At 40.8% G+C, this 20439-nt stretch carries 16 protein-coding genes and 1 tRNA gene; 10 read left to right on the top strand and 7 right to left on the bottom strand.

From position 1 onward, the window contains the following. Positions 1–579 precede the first annotated feature (579 nt). The 6 genes from ACFO6W_RS15780 to ACFO6W_RS15755 all read left to right on the top strand — a co-directional run bounded on the left by ACFO6W_RS15780 (position 580) and on the right by ACFO6W_RS15755 (position 10344). A complete protein-coding gene (locus tag ACFO6W_RS15780; RefSeq protein ID WP_379998136.1) occupies positions 580–2325 on the top strand; it encodes a phospho-sugar mutase in 1746 nt (581 codons plus the stop codon). A gap of 396 nt (positions 2326–2721) precedes the next feature. Next, positions 2722–3186, top strand: a complete 465-nt coding sequence (locus tag ACFO6W_RS15775; protein ID WP_379998134.1) for a MarR family winged helix-turn-helix transcriptional regulator — start codon at positions 2722–2724, stop codon at positions 3184–3186. A 12-nt stretch (positions 3187–3198) separates the two neighbouring features. Next, positions 3199–4317: an efflux RND transporter periplasmic adaptor subunit gene (locus ACFO6W_RS15770; protein ID WP_379998132.1), complete on the top strand. Its 1119-nt coding sequence runs from the start codon at positions 3199–3201 to the stop codon at positions 4315–4317. Positions 4318–4350: 33 nt separating this feature from the next. Then, entirely contained in the window at positions 4351–7524 is a 3174-nt protein-coding gene (locus tag ACFO6W_RS15765) for an efflux RND transporter permease subunit (RefSeq protein ID WP_379998130.1), read from the top strand. A gap of 4 nt (positions 7525–7528) precedes the next feature. After that, complete coding sequence (locus ACFO6W_RS15760) at positions 7529–8941, top strand: efflux transporter outer membrane subunit (protein ID WP_379998128.1); 1413 nt, start codon at positions 7529–7531, stop codon at positions 8939–8941. A gap of 551 nt (positions 8942–9492) precedes the next feature. Beyond that, positions 9493–10344: a GNAT family N-acetyltransferase gene (locus ACFO6W_RS15755; protein ID WP_379998126.1), complete on the top strand. Its 852-nt coding sequence runs from the start codon at positions 9493–9495 to the stop codon at positions 10342–10344. Between the two features lie 8 nt (positions 10345–10352). Here ACFO6W_RS15755 and ACFO6W_RS15750 read toward each other — a convergent pair whose 3' ends face one another. Further along, positions 10353–12056 (bottom strand): SulP family inorganic anion transporter, encoded by a 1704-nt coding sequence (locus tag ACFO6W_RS15750; RefSeq protein WP_379998124.1) that lies wholly within the window; start codon positions 12054–12056, stop codon positions 10353–10355. Between the two features lie 249 nt (positions 12057–12305). Here ACFO6W_RS15750 and rbr point away from each other — a divergent pair, with 249 nt between their 5' ends. Next, complete coding sequence (gene rbr, locus ACFO6W_RS15745; protein WP_379998122.1) at positions 12306–12884, top strand: rubrerythrin; 579 nt, start codon at positions 12306–12308, stop codon at positions 12882–12884. 122 nt (positions 12885–13006) lie between these two features. Here the strand turns inward: rbr and rsgA are convergent, their stop codons facing one another. Together rsgA and ACFO6W_RS15735 are read right to left on the bottom strand one after the other, a co-directional pair. Then, entirely contained in the window at positions 13007–14062 is a 1056-nt protein-coding gene (rsgA, locus tag ACFO6W_RS15740; RefSeq protein ID WP_379998120.1) for a ribosome small subunit-dependent GTPase A, read from the bottom strand. Positions 14063–14064: 2 nt separating this feature from the next. After that, entirely contained in the window at positions 14065–14841 is a 777-nt protein-coding gene (locus tag ACFO6W_RS15735; protein ID WP_379998118.1) for a class I SAM-dependent methyltransferase, read from the bottom strand. Positions 14842–15454: 613 nt separating this feature from the next. On the opposite strand from ACFO6W_RS15735, the gene ACFO6W_RS15730 reads away from it, so the two are divergent. The 3 genes from ACFO6W_RS15730 (at position 15455) to ACFO6W_RS15720 (ending at position 17679) form a co-directional block, all read left to right on the top strand. After that, positions 15455–16576, top strand: a complete 1122-nt coding sequence (locus tag ACFO6W_RS15730; RefSeq protein ID WP_379998117.1) for a lipid II:glycine glycyltransferase FemX — start codon at positions 15455–15457, stop codon at positions 16574–16576. 95 nt (positions 16577–16671) lie between these two features. After that, the gene (locus ACFO6W_RS15725; protein WP_379998115.1) at positions 16672–17301 is read left to right on the top strand and encodes a hypothetical protein; all 630 of its coding nucleotides are present in this window, start codon (positions 16672–16674) and stop codon (positions 17299–17301) included. Positions 17302–17313: 12 nt separating this feature from the next. Next, complete coding sequence (locus ACFO6W_RS15720) at positions 17314–17679, top strand: hypothetical protein (protein WP_379998113.1); 366 nt, start codon at positions 17314–17316, stop codon at positions 17677–17679. A gap of 48 nt (positions 17680–17727) precedes the next feature. On the opposite strand, the gene ACFO6W_RS15715 is transcribed toward ACFO6W_RS15720, so the two are convergent. The 4 genes from ACFO6W_RS15715 to ACFO6W_RS15700 form a co-directional block, all read right to left on the bottom strand. Beyond that, a tRNA-Ala gene (locus tag ACFO6W_RS15715) sits at positions 17728–17801 on the bottom strand. Between the two features lie 56 nt (positions 17802–17857). Then, positions 17858–18799, bottom strand: a complete 942-nt coding sequence (locus ACFO6W_RS15710; protein WP_379998111.1) for a hydrogen peroxide-inducible genes activator — start codon at positions 18797–18799, stop codon at positions 17858–17860. 17 nt (positions 18800–18816) lie between these two features. Next, positions 18817–19485: a YggS family pyridoxal phosphate-dependent enzyme gene (locus ACFO6W_RS15705; protein WP_379998109.1), complete on the bottom strand. Its 669-nt coding sequence runs from the start codon at positions 19483–19485 to the stop codon at positions 18817–18819. A gap of 10 nt (positions 19486–19495) precedes the next feature. Next, on the bottom strand, positions 19496–19951 hold the full coding sequence (locus tag ACFO6W_RS15700) for a DUF4494 domain-containing protein (RefSeq protein ID WP_379998107.1): 456 nt from the start codon (positions 19949–19951) through the stop codon (positions 19496–19498). Between the last annotated feature and the right edge of the window lie 488 nt (positions 19952–20439).

Here is a 20439-nt window from a genome sequence, read left to right as displayed (position 1 = left end):
ACGCCCTATGGGCAGTTACAAGTTACGAGTAGGCTTATGCACATAGGGTTAAAGACTGAAGAGCCTTTGTCTTGTCGTCGCATCGCGATTCCGGCCTCGTCCCGCAGGCGGGGCACCCAATCCGTAAAGCGGAGGTGTAGGGCAAAATATGGCAGATGCTATACCCTGCCGGTAATCCGGCTAAAGATGACTTCGTATTATTTTGCCCCACCGGAGCTGCGGTTTTGGGTCGCTGTGGGATGCAGCCTTGATCTTTTGTTTCGTTTTGCATCAAGGCAAAATGAATTGGAGCGAAGCGGAATTGAAAATCGGCGGAGCCAAATGCAAGCTGACTGGCGCGTTAGAAAAAATCCAACAATAAAACTCAACTATTGATTCACATTAATAACAGAACGACCAATTTCTACTTCCGGTTCGCCTTAACAATTAATCTTTTGGAAATCACGAGATATAACTTTGTCTAAAAAATTTACTTATAATTTCTTACTTATTCTTATCCCCGAACAGCAAAAAAAATGCTACTTTTGCTCTTTGTAATATTAACATTGCATAGAACTATAAATAATAAAACAAACACGCATGGAAAGTAATGATTTGCTAATGCAAGTGACAGCCAAAGCCAAAACGTGGCTTTCGGACAAATACGATGAAGAGACGAGGAAAGAAGTGCAAGCATTATTAGACAAAGAAGATAAAACAGAGTTGATAGAGGCTTTCTACAAAGACCTTGAATTCGGAACAGGAGGTCTTCGCGGTATTATGGGAGTCGGTACCAACAGAGTTAACATATATACTATAGGTGCAGCCACACAAGGCCTGACCAATTATCTGCTGAAAGAATTTTCTTCACTAAAACAGATAAAAGTAGTCATCGGACACGATTGCCGGAACAATAGCAGGAAATACGCCGAAATATCGGCAGACATACTATCTGCTAACGGAATCAAAGCCTATTTGTTCGAAGATTTACGTCCTACGCCCGAAGTATCCTATGCCATCCGTAAATTGGGTTGCCAGAGCGGTATTATGATTACGGCATCACACAATCCTAAAGCATATAACGGATATAAGGCCTATTGGGAGGACGGGGCACAGGTTATACCTCCGCACGATAAGAATATCATCGCTGAAGTGAATCGTGTAAATGTAGGGAACATCAAATTTAAAGGCGATAAGAACCTGATAGAGATATTAGGTAAAGATATGGATGAAGCATACATAAAAGAGTTGAAAACCATACTGCTTTCACCTGATGCCATCAAACGCCACAGCGGAATAGGTATTGTGTACACTCCTTTACATGGGACAGGATTCACTGTAATACCCCAGGCTCTTAAAGCATCCGGATTTACAAATATAATCAATGTACCGGAACAAGACGTACTAAGCGGCGATTTTCCTACTGTCGTATCTCCAAATCCTGAAGATCCCGCAGCTATGGCACTGGCCGTAAAAAAAGCCGTGGAAACAAATGCCGAGTTAGTATTCGCGACTGATCCCGATGCCGACCGTTTCGGGGCAGGTATCCGTAACGATAAAGGAGAGTTTATCCTGTTGAACGGAAATCAGACAATGCTTATCCTTATCTATTATATCATTACCCGCAAGAGGGAACTCGGACAGCTTACCGGAAAAGAATATACCGTACGGACAATTGTAACCAGCGCTCTGACACAGGTAGTTTCTGAAAAGAACGGAGTAGAGATGTTCGAATGCTATACAGGATTCAAATGGATCGCAGCTATCATGCGCGAGCTTGAAGGTAAACGCCAATATATAGGAGGAGGCGAAGAAAGTTACGGTTTCCTTGCCGAAGATTTTGTTCGCGACAAAGATTCCGTCTCAGCGGCTATGCTGTTCGGTGAAATTGCGGCATGGGCGAAAGATAATGGTAAAACATTGTACGAAATGCTTCAGGACATCTATGTAGAATACGGTTTCTCTAAAGAAAAGGGAATTTCGGTAACTAAGGAAGGACGCAGCGGGGCCGAAGAGATAGAAACTATGATGAAGAATTTCAGAGAGAATCCGATCAAACAGATTGCGGGCTCTAAAGTTACACTCATCAAAGACTTTGTAACACTAAAAGCCCAGGATCTGGCCATCAATGAAGAATATACATTGGAAATGCCAACGACTTCAAACGTATTGCAGTACTTCACCGAAGACGGAACAAAAATATCGATCCGTCCTTCAGGCACAGAACCGAAAATTAAATTCTATATAGAAGTAAAAGCCAAATTGAGGTCCAGAGCCGATTACGATGCCATCGACGCCAGTACAGAAAAGAAGATAGACCAAGTCTGTAAAGATCTGGGTATATAAAAAATACTAAGCAAAGCCGGATAGTAATTATCCGGCTTTTTTACCCGGTATATTTGCGAAAATAGTAACACAAAAAACTTATTATCCGTATAAAGCGGAATTTCTAAATAAATACTTCCAAACAGACAACAATTATTAAATCAGAATTGTTATGATATTTTAAAGGATCACATTAGCAACACATTAACAATTAAACGAAAACAGTTTTAGCAAAGGATTACAGAAAGAATTATGTCCTCCCTGCTTTATTGCCCACGACCATTTATTTCTACAAAATATGTTTTACAACAGGTTTTTTAATAAAAAATGTTAAGAAAGTAAATTTTACTTACTATCGTGTGAACTTATTATAAGTACACTTACTATATTTGCACGAAAATTTTTAAAAATGAATAAATGGAAGTAAACTGCAAACTGGGGAATCCAAATGAGGAGGTGGGATATCTAATCTGGCGTGTTTCCAAGTACTGGCAAAGAGGTAAGCACAAAGTATTGGATGAATTTGGATTAACATCATCACAGATGGAGTTATTAGGAGCTATATATCATATGTCCAGGCAACAAAAAGAAGCTACACAAATCGTTTTATCGCAAGAAACGGATATAGATCCTATGACTACTTCGACGATATTAAGAAATCTTGAAAAAAAGAAGCTAATAAACAGACGGGAGAGCATTACCGATACAAGAGCACGCATCGTTGAACTAACCGATGAAGGGAAAGAACTTTTCGAAAAAGCAATAGAAAAAGTCAAAACCGGACAGGAACTTTTATTCAAAAATATTGATGTGGAAGTATTAAAAACGCAACTAAGCATATTATTACAGGAAATGGACAGATTAAGTAAATCAAACAATTAAATAAATTTAGGTATGAATGTGAAAAAGATTGTTATCGGAGCAATGGCTCTATTGGTTATGGTATCTTGTGGGAACAAGGGCTCCAATCCCTTCGGAGGTGGAGACAAAACTCCTCAGGAATATCCGACACAGGTATTAAGTATACAGGACACAGAACTGGAAACTGTTTATCCAGTGACTATAAAAGGACAGGAAGATGTTGAAATCAGGCCCCGTATCGATGGTTTTATAGATGCTGTTTACGTGGATGAAGGAGCAGTGGTGAAAAAGGGACAGATTTTGTTTAAAATCAATTCCCCTACAGCCGAACAAGTTTTGAGAACAGCACAGGCTGCAGTTGAAAGTGCCAGGGCACAGGTGGGCACAGCCCAATTGAATGTCGACAGGTTCAAACCTTTGGCCGAACAAGGTATCGTAAGCCAGGTACAACTCGATACTTACCAAAACACATTGCTTACATCAAAAGCGGCTTTGGCTCAGGCTCAGGCCCAACTCACAAGCGCACAGGCACAGATGAGCTGGACAAATGTTTCCAGTCCGGTAGATGGCGTTGTAGGTACGATCAATTATCGTCAGGGGAGTCTGGTAAATAATAGCAATGCTCTGACTACAGTATCGAGTACAGGTAATGTATTTGCATATTTTTCACTGAATGAGAAAGACCTTGTTACTTTATTGGCAGACCTGCCGGGTAAAACCCAGGCTGAAAAAATAAACAACCTGCCTGCAGTTACCCTGAAAATGGCTGATGGTAATGTATATGAAGAGAAAGGTAAGATAAAAACAATTTCCGGCTCAGTAAGCGTATCGACCGGATCTGCAAACTTCAGGGCCGAATTTCCAAATCCTCACGGAGTGTTGAGAAGCGGATTCAGCGGAAACCTGTCTATTCCTCAGCATGTAGAAGAGGCTATAGTAATACCGCAGGCAGCCACATTTACAAAACAGAATAAGCGCCTGGTTTATAAAGTGGTCAGCGATTCTATTGCTGTACAAACACTAATTGATGTTACTGCTACACCTGACGGGAAAAGCTATGTTGTAACAAACGGCCTTTCGAGCGGAGACCGCATTGTAACAGGTGGAGTTGCCACCCTGTCTGATAGTACAACAATCATTGTGAAAAAATAAGACTATTTATTTAATAAATAAAATAAAGAACTAATGTTAAAAACATTTATAGAAAGACCTGTACTCTCCACGGTGATTTCTGTCATTATTGTGGTACTGGGGATTATTGGGCTGGCAACCTTGCCAGTAGAGCAGTATCCCGATATCGCTCCTCCGACAGTGCAGGTGTCAGCTACCTATCCCGGTGCAAACGCGGATGTGGTAATGAATAGTGTGGTTGTTCCACTCGAAGAACAAATCAATGGTGTGGAGGGGATGACATATATGACATCGTCTGCAACAAGTGGATCTGCTACGATCAGAGTTTATTTCAAGCAAGGGGTTAATCCCGATATTGCTGCTGTGAACGTGCAAAATCTCGCGGCACGCGCAAATCCGTTATTACCGCAAGAGGTAACTCAATTGGGGGTAACTGTTGCAAAACAACAGAACAGTACATTGCTGGGGCTTACAATCAGTACAAGCAATCCTGACTATGACGGGGAATTCCTTCAGAACTATGCTAATATCAATATTCTCCCTCAGATAAAACGTGTATATGGTGTTGGTAATGCCAGTGTTTTTGGAGCAAGGGACTATGCTATGCGTGTATGGCTCAAACCGGATGTGATGGCTGCCTACAAAATTTCCGTACAGGAGGTAAGCGCAGCATTGGCCGATCAGAATATAGAAGCTGCTCCCGGTGAGCTGGGACAAAATAGCGACCAGTCTTTCCAGTATACAATGAGATATACCGGAAAACTGCGGACAGAAGACCAATTTGGTAATATTATCCTGCGTTCGCAGGATGGACATATTCTAAGGCTGAAAGACATCGCGGATATAAAGTTAGGTTCTTTGAACTATAGCGTTATTTCCCAGACCGACAGGAATCAGTCTGTATTTATCATGATCAACCAGACAGCCGGCTCAAATGCCCAGGAGGTAATTAAGAATGTGAAGGATGTACTGAATAACGCAGAAAAATTATTACCTACAGGTGTTAAATTTAACTATATGATGGACTCCAGTGAGTTTCTGGATGCATCTATCGAAAAAGTTATCCATACATTGCTGGAAGCCTTTGTCCTCGTATTTATCGTAGTATTCGTATTCTTGCAGGACTTCAGGTCTACAATCATTCCTGCGGTAGCAGTACCGGTGGCCATTGTAGGTACATTCTTCTTCTTACAGGTGTTTGGTTTCTCTATCAACTTGCTGACTTTGTTTGCATTGGTGCTTGCTATTGGTATTGTGGTCGATGACGCCATAGTCGTCGTCGAGGCTGTCCATGCACAGCTCGACGCAGGAGAAAAAGATCCTAAAAAGGCGACCATGACTGCTATGAAGGAAATCGCACCGGCTATTGTATCCATTACACTGGTTATGTCGGCGGTATTTATTCCGGTCAGCTTTATCGGCGGTACCAGCGGTATATTCTTCAAGCAGTTCGGTCTGACTCTGGCTATTGCCATTCTTATTTCGGCTGTAAATGCCTTGACGCTGAGCCCGGCTCTTTGCGCCTTGTTCCTGAAAGCGCACGACGAAGAGCATCAGAAAAAAGGTTTCTTGCAGAGGTTCTATTATTATTTCAATATTACGTTCAACAGTGCAACGCAAAAGTACAAAAAGAGCCTCCAGTTCCTGGGAAGAAGAGGCCATCGCTGGATTACGGTAGCTATTATAGCCGTTTCTTCAGCCATACTATTCTTTCTGATGAATATGTTGCCTACCGGTTTCGTTCCGAATGAGGATAGTGGAGGTGTTATCGGTTTCGTGACTTTACCTCCGGGTTCATCCCTGGAGAGAACAGATTCTGTTGTAAATCAGGTTGTCCATATGGCACAGGAAATTGATGGTGTTAAGAGTGTGACTAATATCTCGGGGGTTAACTTTACCGCCGGTATGAACAGTTCTTATGGTACTTTGATTGTAAAAATGGAGTCATGGAATGATCGTAAACTATCAACCAATGAAGTATCTGCCATCTTGAAAGAAAAGACAAGCCATATCAAGGATGCGACATTCTTCTTTGTAGCTACTCCTACCCTTCAGGGATTTGGATTGAGTGCAGGGGTTGATATGCAGTTGCAAGACCGTACAGGGGGAGATATTAACGAATTTAATAAAATAGCTCAAAACTTCCTCCATAAACTACAAAGCAGAAATGATGTCATACTCATGGCTATGACAAACTTTAACCCTGCCTTCCCGCAGAAAGAAATATCAGCTGACTTACCTAAGATTAAGGCAGCAGGATTAAGTCTCAGCGAGGTGATGGGGACATTGCAGGCTTATATCGGTAGTTCGTATATCTCAACATTCAACTTATATGGGAAGCAATTTAGGGTCGTATTGCAGGCTTCTCCTGAGTACAGAAGAAAATTGGATGACCTGAGTGGTTTATTCGTCAAGACCGGAAGTGGGGATATGGCTCCTATCACAGAGTTTATTCATGTAGAAGATATCGATGCCCCTCCTACATTGAGCCGTTTCAATATGTATACATCTATAGATATGACCATTATACCTAATATGCTTGACGGAAAAAGTACCGGGGATGTATTGAAGCTGATAGAGGAAATGTCTCAGGATAAAAGCATCTTCCCTGATGGCTATACATACGAATTTGGTGGAATGACCCGTGAAGAAGCTAATACCGGTAGCCAGACCGTCCTCATATTTGGTATCTGTATCATTTTCGTATACTTGCTGCTTTGCGCCCTTTACGAAAGTTATATTATACCATTGGCGGTATTATTCTCACTTCCTGTCGGATTGGCCGGAGTATTTATCTTCCTGATGATATTCGGTGTATCGCAGGGTATTGTGAATAACATTTACGTCCAGATATCGATGATCATGCTTATCGGACTCCTGGCGAAGAATGCGATTCTGATTGTGGAATATGCATTGCAACGCCGTCAGCAGGGAATGAGTATTATAGAAGCTGCCGTAAACGGAGCTGTTGCACGTCTTCGTCCTATTCTGATGACATCGTTTGCATTCATAGCGGGATTATTCCCTCTGTTTATTGCATCCGGTGCAGGTGCCATCGGTAACCGCTCTATCGGTATCAGTGCTATCGGAGGTATGTTTATCGGTACTATGATCGGGGTATTGGTTATACCGTCATTGTATATCATATTCCAGTCTCTACAGGATAAAGTAAGTAAATCGGGAATGATAAATTCGAACGACGAATTCATAAACAAACAAGGACAATAACATTATGATAAGTAAACAAATAAAAGGTGCGGTTCTGTTGGGAGTAATACTCTCAATGGGATTCACATCCTGCGGAGTTTTGAATTCCAACAAATATAAATCTCCGGAAGTAGATGCTTCAGGGATGTTCAGAGATGAAAATCCAACGGATACTACTACTATAGCAAATATACCCTGGCGGGAATATTTCAGCGACCCGGCTCTTCAGGCATTGATAGATGAAGGCCTTACCAACAACTATGACCTGCGCCTGGCATATAACCGCATCCAACAGGCCGAAGCCGGACTATATATCGCCAAATCGGCATATTTCCCTACTGTTGCTTTAGGTGCTCAGGTTACACATACTCAAAAAAGTATCAGCAATGGCAAGGAAAGGGTACTCGGATATAATGGCGGCGACCAATGGGGTTTAGGCTTTGTAGTACAATGGGAAGCTGACATCTGGGGTAAACTGAACAGCAAAACAAAAGCCCAGTATGCCAACCTCGTTAGCACGCATGCTTACCGTAATCTAATTCAGACATCCCTGGTTGCCAATATAGCTACCACCTATTACTCGCTGCTGGCACTCGACGAGCAGTTGAAGATTACATTGGAAACTATTGAATTGCTAAAGGAAAGTACTGCAACAATGCAGGCCATGATGCAGGCCGGGCTCCTCAATCGTGCCGGTGTAAAGCAAAGTGAGGCTTTGCTCTACAGTACACAGGTCAGCGTACCGGATCTGCAAATGCAAATCAATCAGCTGGAGAATTCACTTAGCCTGTTATTAGGACGCAAACCGGGACCCATTACAAGGACGTCCATCGACAACCAGGCGGTTCCTGCCGGACTACAAGCAGGTATCCCTGCACAGATGCTGGCAAAACGCCCGGATGTATTGCAAGCCGAAATGGGATTCAGATATGCATTCGAAATGAGAAATGTAGCTCAGCGCTCTCTGTATCCGTCTTTGACATTAGGCACTTCTACTGTTGGATTTGCATCCAATACGCTTTCGCAGTTCTTTAAACCGACAAACATTCTGGCTAATATCGTAGGAGGGCTTACCCAGCCTATATTTGCCGGTAATCAGCTGAGAGGGCAATATAAGATAGCAAAGGCTCAACAGGAAGAAGCATTACTTACTTTCGAACAAACAGTATTGACCGCAAGTCAGGAAGTATCGAACATTATGTTTACATACGAAACCTCACTCCGCAAGAATGAGGACCGTGCTAAACAAGTAGATGCTCTTTCCCTTGCCGTAGGTGATACCCAGCAGTTACTGAAAGCCGGTGAAGCCAATTATACAGAAGTATTACAAGCTGAACAAAGTTTGCTACAGGCACAACTTGGACAGGTAAGCGATAAACTTGAACAACTGCAGGCATCTGTAAATCTTTACAGAGCACTTGGAGGAGGTATCGAGTAACAACAATCTGATAACATTCTTATTTATGAAAGAGGATATTTCCACCGGGGAATATCCTCTTTCTTTTATTTCATCTTTTTGGAAATACTTTATCTATGTATATAGCTGATAATCTTTAGCTGTTAGCTTATCGCTCTTTGAAAAGTTTTAAGTAATAAGTAAAAAGTCGACAGGAGAAAAATAAGAAAAAGTCGTTAGTTTGTGTCAGGTTTGTCAGATTTTCAGACAGTGTCCTTTGTGTAGACCTTTGTGCCCTTTGTGGTAAGGAGTTTTTAATCATTAAGTACACAAAAAGAAATCACAAAGGGCACAAAGGTGGAAAAATCCGTTACGTTTGTTACTTTTTTGAAATAGTTACAGGTTACTGCGCCCTTCGGGCAGTTACAAGTTACGGGTTGATGACTGTTTACTGTTCACTGAAAAGTGTCAAGTTTGTCAAGTTTCAGATTCCCGGAAATATGTGATGCGGTTATCCAGATAGAAATAAATAGTTTTCACTAAAGTGAGAAAAATCAACTATATTAGAAGTGAAATAATAAAGAGATGGCGAAATGGAAATAAAATCCCTTATTGAAACAGACTTTGATACAATATTCCGGGCTTTTAATCAGGCTTTTGCCGATTATGAAATCCAACTGGACAAGGAACAACTCCAAACCATGATAAAAAGGCGCGGTTTCAATCCCAGTTTGTCTTTTGCTGCATTTGAAGGAAATGAAATCGTAGCTTTTACGCTTAATGGAACAGGAAATTTCAACGGGATTGCAACAGCCTACGATACAGGTACAGGTACATTGAAAGCATACAGGGGAAAGGGTTTGGCTACAAAAATCTTTGAATACTCGATTCCTTACCTGAGAGAACAGAATATCAAACAATATTTGCTCGAAGTGTTACAACATAATACAAATGCTGTGTCTGTTTATAAAAATACAGGGTTCGAAATAAGCCGGGAGTTCAATTATTTCAGACAAAGTAATGAGAAGATCAATAATGAAATAAAAACCTCCGGCATATCCTGTTCGATAAAACAAATCAATATCGGGGATTTTAACTTCCTTCCGAATTTTTGGGACTTTTATCCATCATGGCAAAATAGCTTTGGGTCCATCAGCAGAGTAACCGAGGATTTTGTGAGCCTGGGCGCATTTATCGAAAATAAATTGGCCGGATATTGCGTATTCGAACCCATTTCGGGAGATATCACCCAGATATCGGTTGATAAGCAATACAGACGGAAAGGAGTAGCATCGCTGTTACTCAGGGAAATGACCGGGCTAAATAAGAACGATGCTGTAAAGGTTATAAATACAGATATTTCCTGTAGTTCCATTACAGCGTTTCTGAAATCAAAGAATATAGGGATTACAGGAATGCAGTATGAAATGATAAGAGGGATATAGACAGCCCTCTACCCCGCCGCCTCACTGAGAATCACGTTCGCACGGGCTATTGCAATATTAATGTTATCGCATATATTCACCTCTCCTATCATAGCTGGTATGCCTGAAGTCTCTATCATGGCGTGTACTTTCGGCCTTACGCCCGACAAAATAACCTGTATGCCATCCTTCATTGACTTCTGACAGAGGCTTTCCAGGTTATGCAGCCCTGTGGAATCGATAAACGGAACTTTGCGCATCCGTATAATGCGTATCTTCGATTTATCTCCAATTACACGCATGCTTTCCTCAAACTTGTTGGCAATGCCGAAGAAGAAAGGACCGTCGATCTCATAGACCTCTACGCCGTCGGGCAAGGTGAGTATCTCTTCATCCTGGGTAAATTCGCTTTCATCCGTTAAATCCAGTTCGTTCTTTATCACAGAAACATGAGTTACCTCGTTGATCCGTCTCATAAAGAGTACCACAGCCAGTAATAAACCCACTTCGATAGCAATGGTCAGGTCGAATATTACCGTCAGGAAAAATGTGATAAGCAATACGGCGACATCCGATTTCTGGTTTCTCAGAAGAGCTTTGAATGTACGCCATTCACTCATATTATATGACACAATGACCAATACTCCGGCAAGGCAGGCCATCGGTATATATTGGGCCAGAGGCATCAACAGGAGTAAAATAAGCAATAAGACAACGGCATGGATTATACCCGCCACCGGTGTCCGTCCCCCGTTATTGATATTCGTCATGGTGCGGGCAATGGCTCCCGTAGCCGGAATACCTCCAAACAAAGGAGTAATGATATTTGCCACTCCTTGTGCTATCAGTTCCGTATTGGAATTATGCTTCTCCCCACCTATCACACCGTCGGCCACTGTAGCCGACAATAGCGATTCAATAGCGCCGAGCAAGGCAATCGTTATAGCTACAGGAAGCAAATCGGTTATCGCCGCCATATTAATATCAGGGATAGCAGCATCGGGCAACTCCGCATTTATTCTGAAGCGGTCGCCAATAGTATCTATAGCATTGATACCGAAATACGTTTTCATGAAATAGACGATGGCCGTAACGAGGATAATGGCTACAAGTGAACCCGGTACCTTCTTTACAATGCGTGGCGTAAGTACAATAATCAGGATACTGCCTATACTTACTGCTGTGTTCCACCAGTTGATGGTATCGAAGTGCTTAATGTATATAATCCATTTACCGATAAAATCCCCGGGAGCTTTCTCCCCGCCGAAGTTGAGTCCGAAGATATCGGCAATCTGCGTCGTAAAAATGGTGACGGCAATACCACTGGTAAAACCGACTATGATAGGGTAAGGGATGAACTTGATTATCTTCCCCAGTTTGAAAATACCCAGTAAAACCAGAATGACTCCCGCGATAATAGTAGCTATGAGTAATCCCTTTATTCCGTGCGTCTGTACCACTCCATAGACAATAACGATAAAAGCGCCCGTCGGCCCTCCTATCTGCACGCGGCTGCCTCCCAGAAAGGAGATGACAAACCCGGCAATAATAGCCGTGATTATACCTTGTTCAGGAGTTACACCCGACGCAATACCAAATGCCAGAGCCAGAGGTAGGGCAACAATACCAACAATAAGACCTGCCATGAGGTCATTTATGAATTTTCCTTTATCGTACGTCTTCAGTGAAATAAATAACTGGGGCGTGAAATCTTTGAGAAGATCTTTTTTCATATCAAAACAAAAAACACTATTAACTTACATTAGTAATCGGCTCGCAAACATACAAGATACTAATAAATAACCGTTTATCAAAATATAGGCCAAACTAGTTTAGAATGCGTCTAATTTACTTATTCGAAACAGGTTATTGATTACACATTTTTAAGAGCGCAAAGTTACAAAATGATTTGGTTTCATTTCTTTTGATTGATAATAATTATTAATTTTGTAAAAACTATCAATTTAAACTATCAAAAAGTTATGGAAAAAAGTATCAAAGGTACAGAGACCGAAAAGTGCCTGTTAAAATCATTTGCGGGAGAATCTCAAGCCAGAATGCGTTACACAATGTTTGCCAGCCAGGCGAAAAAAGAAGGACTGGAACAAATTGCGGCTATATTTCTTGAAACAGCAGATCAGGAAAAGGAACATGCAAAACGTATGTTTAAGTTCTTGGAAGGCGGTATGGTAGAGATCACCGCAATGTATCCCGCCGGAAAGATAGGAACAACTGCCGAAAACCTGATAGAAGCTGCAGCCGGAGAACATGAAGAGTGGGCTGTCGATTACCCTGCATTTGCTGAAATAGCAGAAAAGGAAGGCTTCAAAGAAATAGCCGTAATGTACCGCATGATAGCTAAAGTAGAAAACATCCATGAAGACCGTTATAAAGCTCTTCTTGCACGCGTGGAAAGCAACGGTGTATTTACCCGTGAAGAGGCTATCGACTGGCAATGCCGCAATTGCGGATTCGTTATCAAGAGCAAAATGGCTCCTAAGACCTGCCCGGCATGTTTACATCCTCAGGCATACTTCGAACCATTGAAATGGAACTTTTAAGTAAGAAATGTAGTAAAAAGCGGTTAGTGGCAGATTATAAGCCCCGGCTTTTTTATATCTCATTTTGCAGATAAAAAATGCGGGTATTCCAATAAGGAATACCCGCATTACTTAAATAGAGGTTAGAAATCCGATTTGAGTTTCTTCACTTCCTCTACGAGTTTTGAAAAGGATTTATCCCTTTTACGTTTTTCATGCTCCGATACCGAGAAGTGCCACGCTTCGCGCCGGAGTTTCAAATAGCTTTCATAAACTTTATAGTCTAATATGCCATTATCCACTGCTTCCAGTACCGCGCAACCGGGTTCCCTTATATGTGCACAATCCTTGAAACGGCATAATGCCGCATAGTCGGAAATTTCGAGCATTTCCGCGAGTGAGCCGGGATTATCAACAGCCAATCCAAATTCCCGGACACCCGGGGTATCAATTAAAACACCTGAACCGTCCATCAATACCATTTCCCGGCGGGTCGAAGTATGCCGTCCTTTTCCCGTGGACAAGCTGATACCGGATGTAAGTAATTCCGGCTTCCCACAGAGGGCATTCACCAGAGAACTTTTGCCGACACCCGAAGAACCTACAAACACTACTGTTTCACCTTCCGATATGGATTCCTGTAACTGGCGAATCGTTTTGGGATGATGTACACTTGTTATGAACACCGGCATCTGGCGGGCAATATGTTTGATTGCTTTATCTATTTCCTGTCTGTCAAAGCCCAAATCGGCTTTATTGAGTACCAATACAGGTTTGATATCCGCTTCCAATATCTGAACCACAAAACGTTCGGCTCTGCGGACATTGAAATTATCATCAAGGCTTTGCACAATAAATGCCTTATCTACATAAGAAGCAATAGCCTGTTTCTCTGCAACTGCTCCACTTTTCTTGCGATACAACATCCGTTCGCGCGGCAGTAAATCCACGATAATTCCTTTACTTTCATCAAATGGTTGAAAAACAACCCAATCACCCACAGAAGGCAATTCAAAGTCCGATTTCCCATACATCATATTTCCCGTTAGCTCACATTGCAGTAGTCCGCTTTCGGTAATAATTTCGTAGCATGTACGATGTACAACTGCTACTCGTCCGTGAGACAAGACTTTATGTATTGATTCCTGTTTTAATTGGTTTAACTTATCGTTCCAACCATAATTATTCAAATTAATCATTGTCATATCTTTTTCGCGATGTAGAATACATAGCCGTAGAATTCTTTATACTTGCGGTATATTTCCGCATCGTAACGTTGGAATTCAACAAATTCTCCGGCGATCTTATTTCCTGCATATTTATCAAGAAACATCTCCTGAGCCTTAATCAATGGCGTAAAATAATGCTCTGTCCAGCAAGTCTCAGGCAGAATAAATGTAGCGACGGGTACATACCCCGCTTCCTGTATACGGGCTATTTTATTAGAAATAGTATCCATCTCCGGAAAATGAGGCATACAGTAATTCTCAATTTCCGCCGGACGTTTCTCCGTAAACCATGAGCCTTCCGAAACGGCAATATATCCTCCTGCTTTCAGAAATTTACGCCATTCGTTCAGTCCCCGTTCAAAACCGATGTTATAAATTGCTCCTTCACACCAGATCAGGTCTAGCTCTTCATTTTGAAAAGGAAGATCGTCCATCGAACGGACAATACCTTTCACTCTATCCTGAAGACCCAGCTTTCCGGCATTATAATTAAACCTGTCAATAAATGCCGGGAAAAGATCGAAACCGGTAATATGCCCCGGTGCATGTCCGGCTAACACCATGGTCTGGCCACCTGTTCCGCAGCCGACGTCGGCAATAAGCGATGTGTCGGTAAGGTTATCTATAAAACTCAATGCTTTAAGGGTTATCCCCGGACTTCCGGGCCCTTGTCGTTCTGTATTTAAAAAGAATTCACAGATTAAATTAAAATCGAATTCGTGAATAGTTGTAATATTTTCGTTACTCATTGTTTTAATATATTGTGCATACACAGAGAAGCATAGCAATGCTTTCACCTCTGTACACAGGTAAAAAACTAAAATTATAATAACAGGAAAATACCCTCGAAAGGAGTTATCCGAGAGTAAACGAAAGGACAATCTGTATCAGAAACACAGATTGTTTATTACACCAAATCCGCTTTAAAAGTTTTTGTCATGCGGCAAAGATACAGAATATTTTGATCAGTTTAAAATGGGACACACAAAATCTCATTTTGAAGGTTGATCTTTCTTTGATTTGTCTCTCAAGAATTTAGTCCTATAACAAAATAAACAAGCACTCCGGATTGATATTATTATCAAATTCCAAATCATTTATCTATAATATAAAACGGTTAGTTCTTTGAAATGATGTTTAAAGTTACAAGCAATAAGGCTCGAGATACAGGTTCGTAAAAATTCGAATTGGATTATCAATCACCAAAGAGTAAGCAAGGTAAAATCGGCGAAGCCAAGCAGGTATTACTTTTAGGGAGTTCACAAAGTAGTGGTTCACTAATCGTTAAATACAGGAAGATACCGATACTTAGATTGTTTATCCTTTTTATATTGGCTATCTTTGCGGCTATTTTGTAAAATTATGACTATCGATATATCAGAAAAAGCTACACGGGATATTAACAATACGCCCATTGTACAGCAAACTGCCTTTTGGTCGGAAGTAAAAGCTCATCAGGGATTGGGGACCAAAGCCTTTGATTTTAAAGTAAAGAACCGCGATATATATACCAATGTAGGAGGACATTCCTATACCGACGCAGACTTGCTGGTCTTGCAAAAGCCCCTCGGTTCGCAATACAGCATAGCATATGTGCCTTATGGCCCCGAAATAGAGCCCTCTGAGGAGTATCAGGGACGTTTTCTGGAAGAATTATCGGAAGTTATGCGTTCATATTTACCGAAGAGTTGCATCGCTATCCGTTACGACCTCAACTGGCAGTCGCATTGGTGCGATGATAGTTATTTTGACGAAGCGGGCTTGTGGACGGGGCCTCCGGACAAGAAGTTTCAGGAATTCAATTTAAATTATAATACAATAGAGTGGAATCTCCGTAAGAGTAATTCTGATATCCTGCCTTCTACAACGGTTTTTTTGGACTTATCTCTTTCCGAAGAAGATATATTGATGCAGATGAAACCTAAGACCCGCTATAATATACGGTTAGCCGAAAAGAAAGGTGTACGTGTCTGCCGGGCCGGCATGGATAAAATATCCATCTGGTACGAACTATACAAAGAAACGGCATTACGTAACGGGCTTTTCATAAATGATATCGAGTATTTTGTGTCTGTCCTTACAGCCCGTGCAGATGATACATCTTCACCCGCTCATGTAGAGTTACTAATAGCCGAACATGAAGGTGAGCCCTTGGCTGCTATATTTCTGGTGATGTCGGGACACCGGGGGACCTATCTCTACGGGGCTTCCTCTTCACGTAAACGGAACTATATGCCGGCTTATGCCTTACAATGGGAAGCTGTAAGGATAGCTAAGGCGAATGACTGTAGGGAGTATGACATGTTTGGAGTCTCCCCCGGCCCGGACAGGTCACATCCAATGTACGGGCTATATCAGTTTAAAACAGGATTTGGCGGGGAACTGTTCCACCATTTAGGATGTTGGGATTACTTATTGGATGAGGAGAATTATAAATACCTCCAGATAAGCGAAATGAATGCGCAGGGGTATTATTTATCATAGTAGAAAGCTGGTAGGGATAAAGTATCAAATTCTTTTTGTGAGGGTTTTATGAGAAGATTCTTAACTTTGCAGAAGATTTTAATTTTGTAATGAATATGTCTGATTGGTATAGAAAAACAACATGGACAAGAGAAGATGAAGAAGATTTCTTCCAGAGGCTTGGAAGGGCAAGAGAGTATAATAGGGCTCAATATCTAAGAATTCAAGCTATAACATTCATAGAGACGCAACAAGAAAATCTGTTGAAAGTAGCTGAAATGCTCCTCAATAAGATTTTGAAAGATTATCCTGAGAATAAACTCGATAGGGGGCTTTCCTTCTATGCTTTAGGAGACATTTACAAGTTTCATAAACACTTTACTAAGGCAATCGATTATTATAAACAGGCTCTTGATTTCGAGAAAATTTTTCCGAATGTCATAACAAAGGCATATTTAAATTATTCTGAATTAATAATAAAAACAGGTCAAATAAATTTATACAATACTGTTGAAAATATATTAAAGTCAAAATTATCAGATTTAGCTTTTCCTATTGAGAAATATAAAGTTTATTCATTTTTATCGATAATAAATAAACAAAATGAAAATTTAGAACAAGCTAAAAAGTATGCTATATTGGCAGAACAATCTGCAAATGAAAAAACCTCAGGATTTAGATATCATAAATATTTAGGAGTTGTTGAAGAAAGGGATAATTGGTTAGATCAATTTATAGACAATTAAAAAAGACCTTATATGATTAATTATATCTCGGCGAAAGAAACTGATTTATATCTTGAAAAATATAAAGGTGCGGATTTTCAGGCATTTGCATACAGCCTATCTCACCGAAAATTTCTATTAAAATTAGAAAAAGAAAATTTGGAAACTGTATTATGTATCAATTGTGTATCATGCGAGTCCTTTTCAGGCAATTTAGATTTCAATAACGCTGACATAGTTTTAACGAAACAGAAAAAAGATGAATGGACTACTAGTTTTAAAGTTTCAGATAAAAAAAATAATTTCGAAATTATCTGTGATGGAGGAGTCGGTTTAGTCGTAGGCTTATTATCCGACTTTGATAATTCTTTTATAAAGAGTTATTCTTTTTGGAAATAAACATTGAAAAAATCCCCACATTTTCCAATGCAGGGACTTAATCTTCTGTGGAGAATATCGGACTCGAACCGATCACCTCAACACTGCCAGCGTTGCGCTCTAGCCAGATGAGCTAATCCCCCAATTCGGATACAAAGATAATATTTTTTGTTATCCGATCATACTTTTACAGAAAATCTTAGATATCCACTACAAACTTTTTCAGTTCAAGGTTCAATAACGGCTGAGGTACAGACTGTTTTATCTCGGAGATAATAATGTCGAGTACCCGTTCGCGTAAAAATTCCTTACGGGTAACAAGACTCACCTCACGAACAGGCGACACCCCTTTTAACGGGCGTACATTACGTCTTTGCTTTTCGTTCAGTTCCTCTATGGCCATTTCAGGGATTATAGTCAGCCCGCTGTTATTATCCACGATATTGATCAGGGTGCTGATGCTTCCCGCTTCGTATGAGAAGAGTGAATGAGAGCTCTTACGTTTGCGCATATTACATATACGCAATATCTGACCGCGGAAACAATGTACTTCTTCGAGCAGCCACAGGCGGTTGATATTCAAATCTTCCTCCTCCAGTTCTTTCTTTGCATACAATGATGTTTCACGAGGCGAAACATAAGCATAGAACCGTTCATAATAAATCGGATGCTCCGTGATCTTTTCGTTTTTAAGCGGAGTAGCCAGTATAGCGCCATCCAAGGCACCATTGAGCAGCTTTTCGATTATCTGAGCCGTAGTGGTTTCTTCTATTACCAACACAATGTCATAACCATTCTGGTCGTGCACCTGCATCAGTTTTGGCAACAGATATGGAGCAATGGTAGGGATAATACCCAGTTTGAATACACCCTGCACCACGCCTTTCTCTTCCTGGATAATTTCTTTGATCTGCTTCACCTGCGAAACGATCACCCTGGCCTGATTGATGATTTGCGTGCCTATTACCGTAGGCTGAACCGGCAGTTGGCTGCGGTCGAATATCTTTACACCCAACTCATCTTCCAACTTCTGAATCATCATACTCAGCGTAGGCTGGGTAACAAATGAAGACTCTGCTGCTTTAGCAAAGTGGCGGTGATTATCCACTGCTATAATATATTCCAGTTGCTGTATATTCATTTTCTTTATATTTTGTGTTAATATTCGCGTTCTCCAAAAATAGACGAGCCTACCCGTATCATTGTAGACCCCTCTTCGACTGCTATCATATAGTCTCCCGACATACCCATTGATATTTCAGAGAAGCAATCATCCTCTGCAAAATAGTCATTTTTTATTTCATCGAAGAATAGTTTCAGACTTTTAAATTCTTTTCTGACCTGCGATTCCTCTTCGACGTTGGAAGCCATACCCATTACTCCTCCAAGATAAGCAAATTTACAGTCTTTCCACTGGTTTGCAGACAGGAAACTGCGGCACTCGTCAAAAGTAAATCCGTACTTGGCATCTTCTTGCGCTATATGGATCTCCAGCAAACAACAAATCCTTTTTCCTATACGGGCTGCGGACTTCTCTATTTCGGCAAGCAATTTCCAACTGTCAACACTGTGTATTGTATGTGTATAAGGTATAATCGACTTTACTTTATTCGTCTGTAAATGCCCTATGAAATGCCATTCTATATCCTGAGGCAGCAAGGAATGCTTTTGGCTTATTTCCTGCATCCGGCTTTCTCCGAAAATATGCTGACCGGCATTATACGCCACCCTGATAGCATCCACAGGGTGAAATTTAGATACTGCCACCAGTTTTACATTTGCCGGCAAGCGGCCTTTTATACTATGTATATTTTCGGAAATGCCCATTCGGTATTTTTTAGACAAGAATTACTTTCTTCTTCTGATCTTCAGAATAAGGGAATACATCCATTATCATGGTTTCGCTCAGAGAGGCTATGGCATAATCGGCCAAAGTGCCTTCCATCCCTTTTTCCACAACTTTCAATGCCTCTTTCAGATCCGAAGCCTGGGCCAGCATGTTCACTGCTGTTTTTTTCTCCGTGCCACTTTTTTCATCCAGAGAGATAAACATAACTTTGGCTTTAAAAAAACGGTCACCATTGTCATTGAAAAACAATTCCGACAATTTAGCCCGCTTAATATCCGTGATAGTAAATTCCCCTGTTATATAAGGCTTTATTTCTTCTATAATACGTGCTTCTGCCTCAGTAAAAGACATGGCATCGACTAGATAAGGTTCGGTAACTTTTTTCTGCATACCGTTTTCCAGCATTTTTTCGTAACTTACCTTACATTCAAACCAATTGTGCATATAAATGTATTGTTATTATTAAAATCTATAATTTGTCGTTGCAAATTTAACAAATTTAATTTATAAAATCTATCATACAATAAAAGTTCTCTATTTAATTGATTTAAATATTGTTATAATTCGCATTCTTTTTATATATGGGTATAATCTCCGTTGGCTGTCTGTTTAATTTACTATATATCGTAATTGGTTTTTAGCCGCTAGCTGTAGTTATAGCATAAGTAACCCAATACTTATTTATTTGAAACTTACTCCCTGTTAAAACTTGACAAACTTGACAACTTTTGCACTATTTCCATATTTTCGACTCACTGCTTTTCAACTTTCAACTCAATCCGTTCTCGATGTATATCCCGGTGGCAGAAACGGGTAAAGATTCGGCTTAGGTTTTTCTACCGGAGCGGCAGGCGGTTCCACAACAGGCGGCTGTTCCTGTGCTTTATCCTGTTTGTCTGCCTGCTCAATTTTCATTTTCCGTTCTTCACTTT

It is taken from the genome of Dysgonomonas termitidis, assembly GCF_042654545.1.
In the GTDB taxonomy this organism is placed as follows: Bacteria; Bacteroidota; Bacteroidia; order Bacteroidales; family Dysgonomonadaceae; genus Dysgonomonas; species Dysgonomonas termitidis.
This window is presented reverse-complemented; position numbering and strand designations above follow the sequence as displayed.

Bases quoted from the DNA above. Each gene is read 5' to 3' on its own strand.
- ACFO6W_RS15780 (WP_379998136.1), top strand. From the start codon at position 580: ATGGAAAGTAATGATTTGCTAATGCAAGTGACAGCCAAAGCCAAAACG.
- ACFO6W_RS15775 (WP_379998134.1), top strand. From the start codon at position 2,722: ATGGAAGTAAACTGCAAACTGGGGAATCCAAATGAGGAGGTGGGATAT.
- ACFO6W_RS15770 (WP_379998132.1), top strand. From the start codon at position 3,199: ATGAATGTGAAAAAGATTGTTATCGGAGCAATGGCTCTATTGGTTATG.
- ACFO6W_RS15765 (WP_379998130.1), top strand. From the start codon at position 4,351: ATGTTAAAAACATTTATAGAAAGACCTGTACTCTCCACGGTGATTTCT.
- ACFO6W_RS15760 (WP_379998128.1), top strand. From the start codon at position 7,529: ATGATAAGTAAACAAATAAAAGGTGCGGTTCTGTTGGGAGTAATACTC.
- ACFO6W_RS15755 (WP_379998126.1), top strand. From the start codon at position 9,493: ATGGAAATAAAATCCCTTATTGAAACAGACTTTGATACAATATTCCGG.
- ACFO6W_RS15750 (WP_379998124.1), bottom strand. From the start codon at position 12,056: ATGAAAAAAGATCTTCTCAAAGATTTCACGCCCCAGTTATTTATTTCA.
- rbr (WP_379998122.1), top strand. From the start codon at position 12,306: ATGGAAAAAAGTATCAAAGGTACAGAGACCGAAAAGTGCCTGTTAAAA.
- rsgA (WP_379998120.1), bottom strand. From the start codon at position 14,062: ATGATTAATTTGAATAATTATGGTTGGAACGATAAGTTAAACCAATTA.
- ACFO6W_RS15735 (WP_379998118.1), bottom strand. From the start codon at position 14,841: ATGAGTAACGAAAATATTACAACTATTCACGAATTCGATTTTAATTTA.
- ACFO6W_RS15730 (WP_379998117.1), top strand. From the start codon at position 15,455: ATGACTATCGATATATCAGAAAAAGCTACACGGGATATTAACAATACG.
- ACFO6W_RS15725 (WP_379998115.1), top strand. From the start codon at position 16,672: ATGTCTGATTGGTATAGAAAAACAACATGGACAAGAGAAGATGAAGAA.
- ACFO6W_RS15720 (WP_379998113.1), top strand. From the start codon at position 17,314: ATGATTAATTATATCTCGGCGAAAGAAACTGATTTATATCTTGAAAAA.
- ACFO6W_RS15710 (WP_379998111.1), bottom strand. From the start codon at position 18,799: ATGAATATACAGCAACTGGAATATATTATAGCAGTGGATAATCACCGC.
- ACFO6W_RS15705 (WP_379998109.1), bottom strand. From the start codon at position 19,485: ATGGGCATTTCCGAAAATATACATAGTATAAAAGGCCGCTTGCCGGCA.
- ACFO6W_RS15700 (WP_379998107.1), bottom strand. From the start codon at position 19,951: ATGCACAATTGGTTTGAATGTAAGGTAAGTTACGAAAAAATGCTGGAA.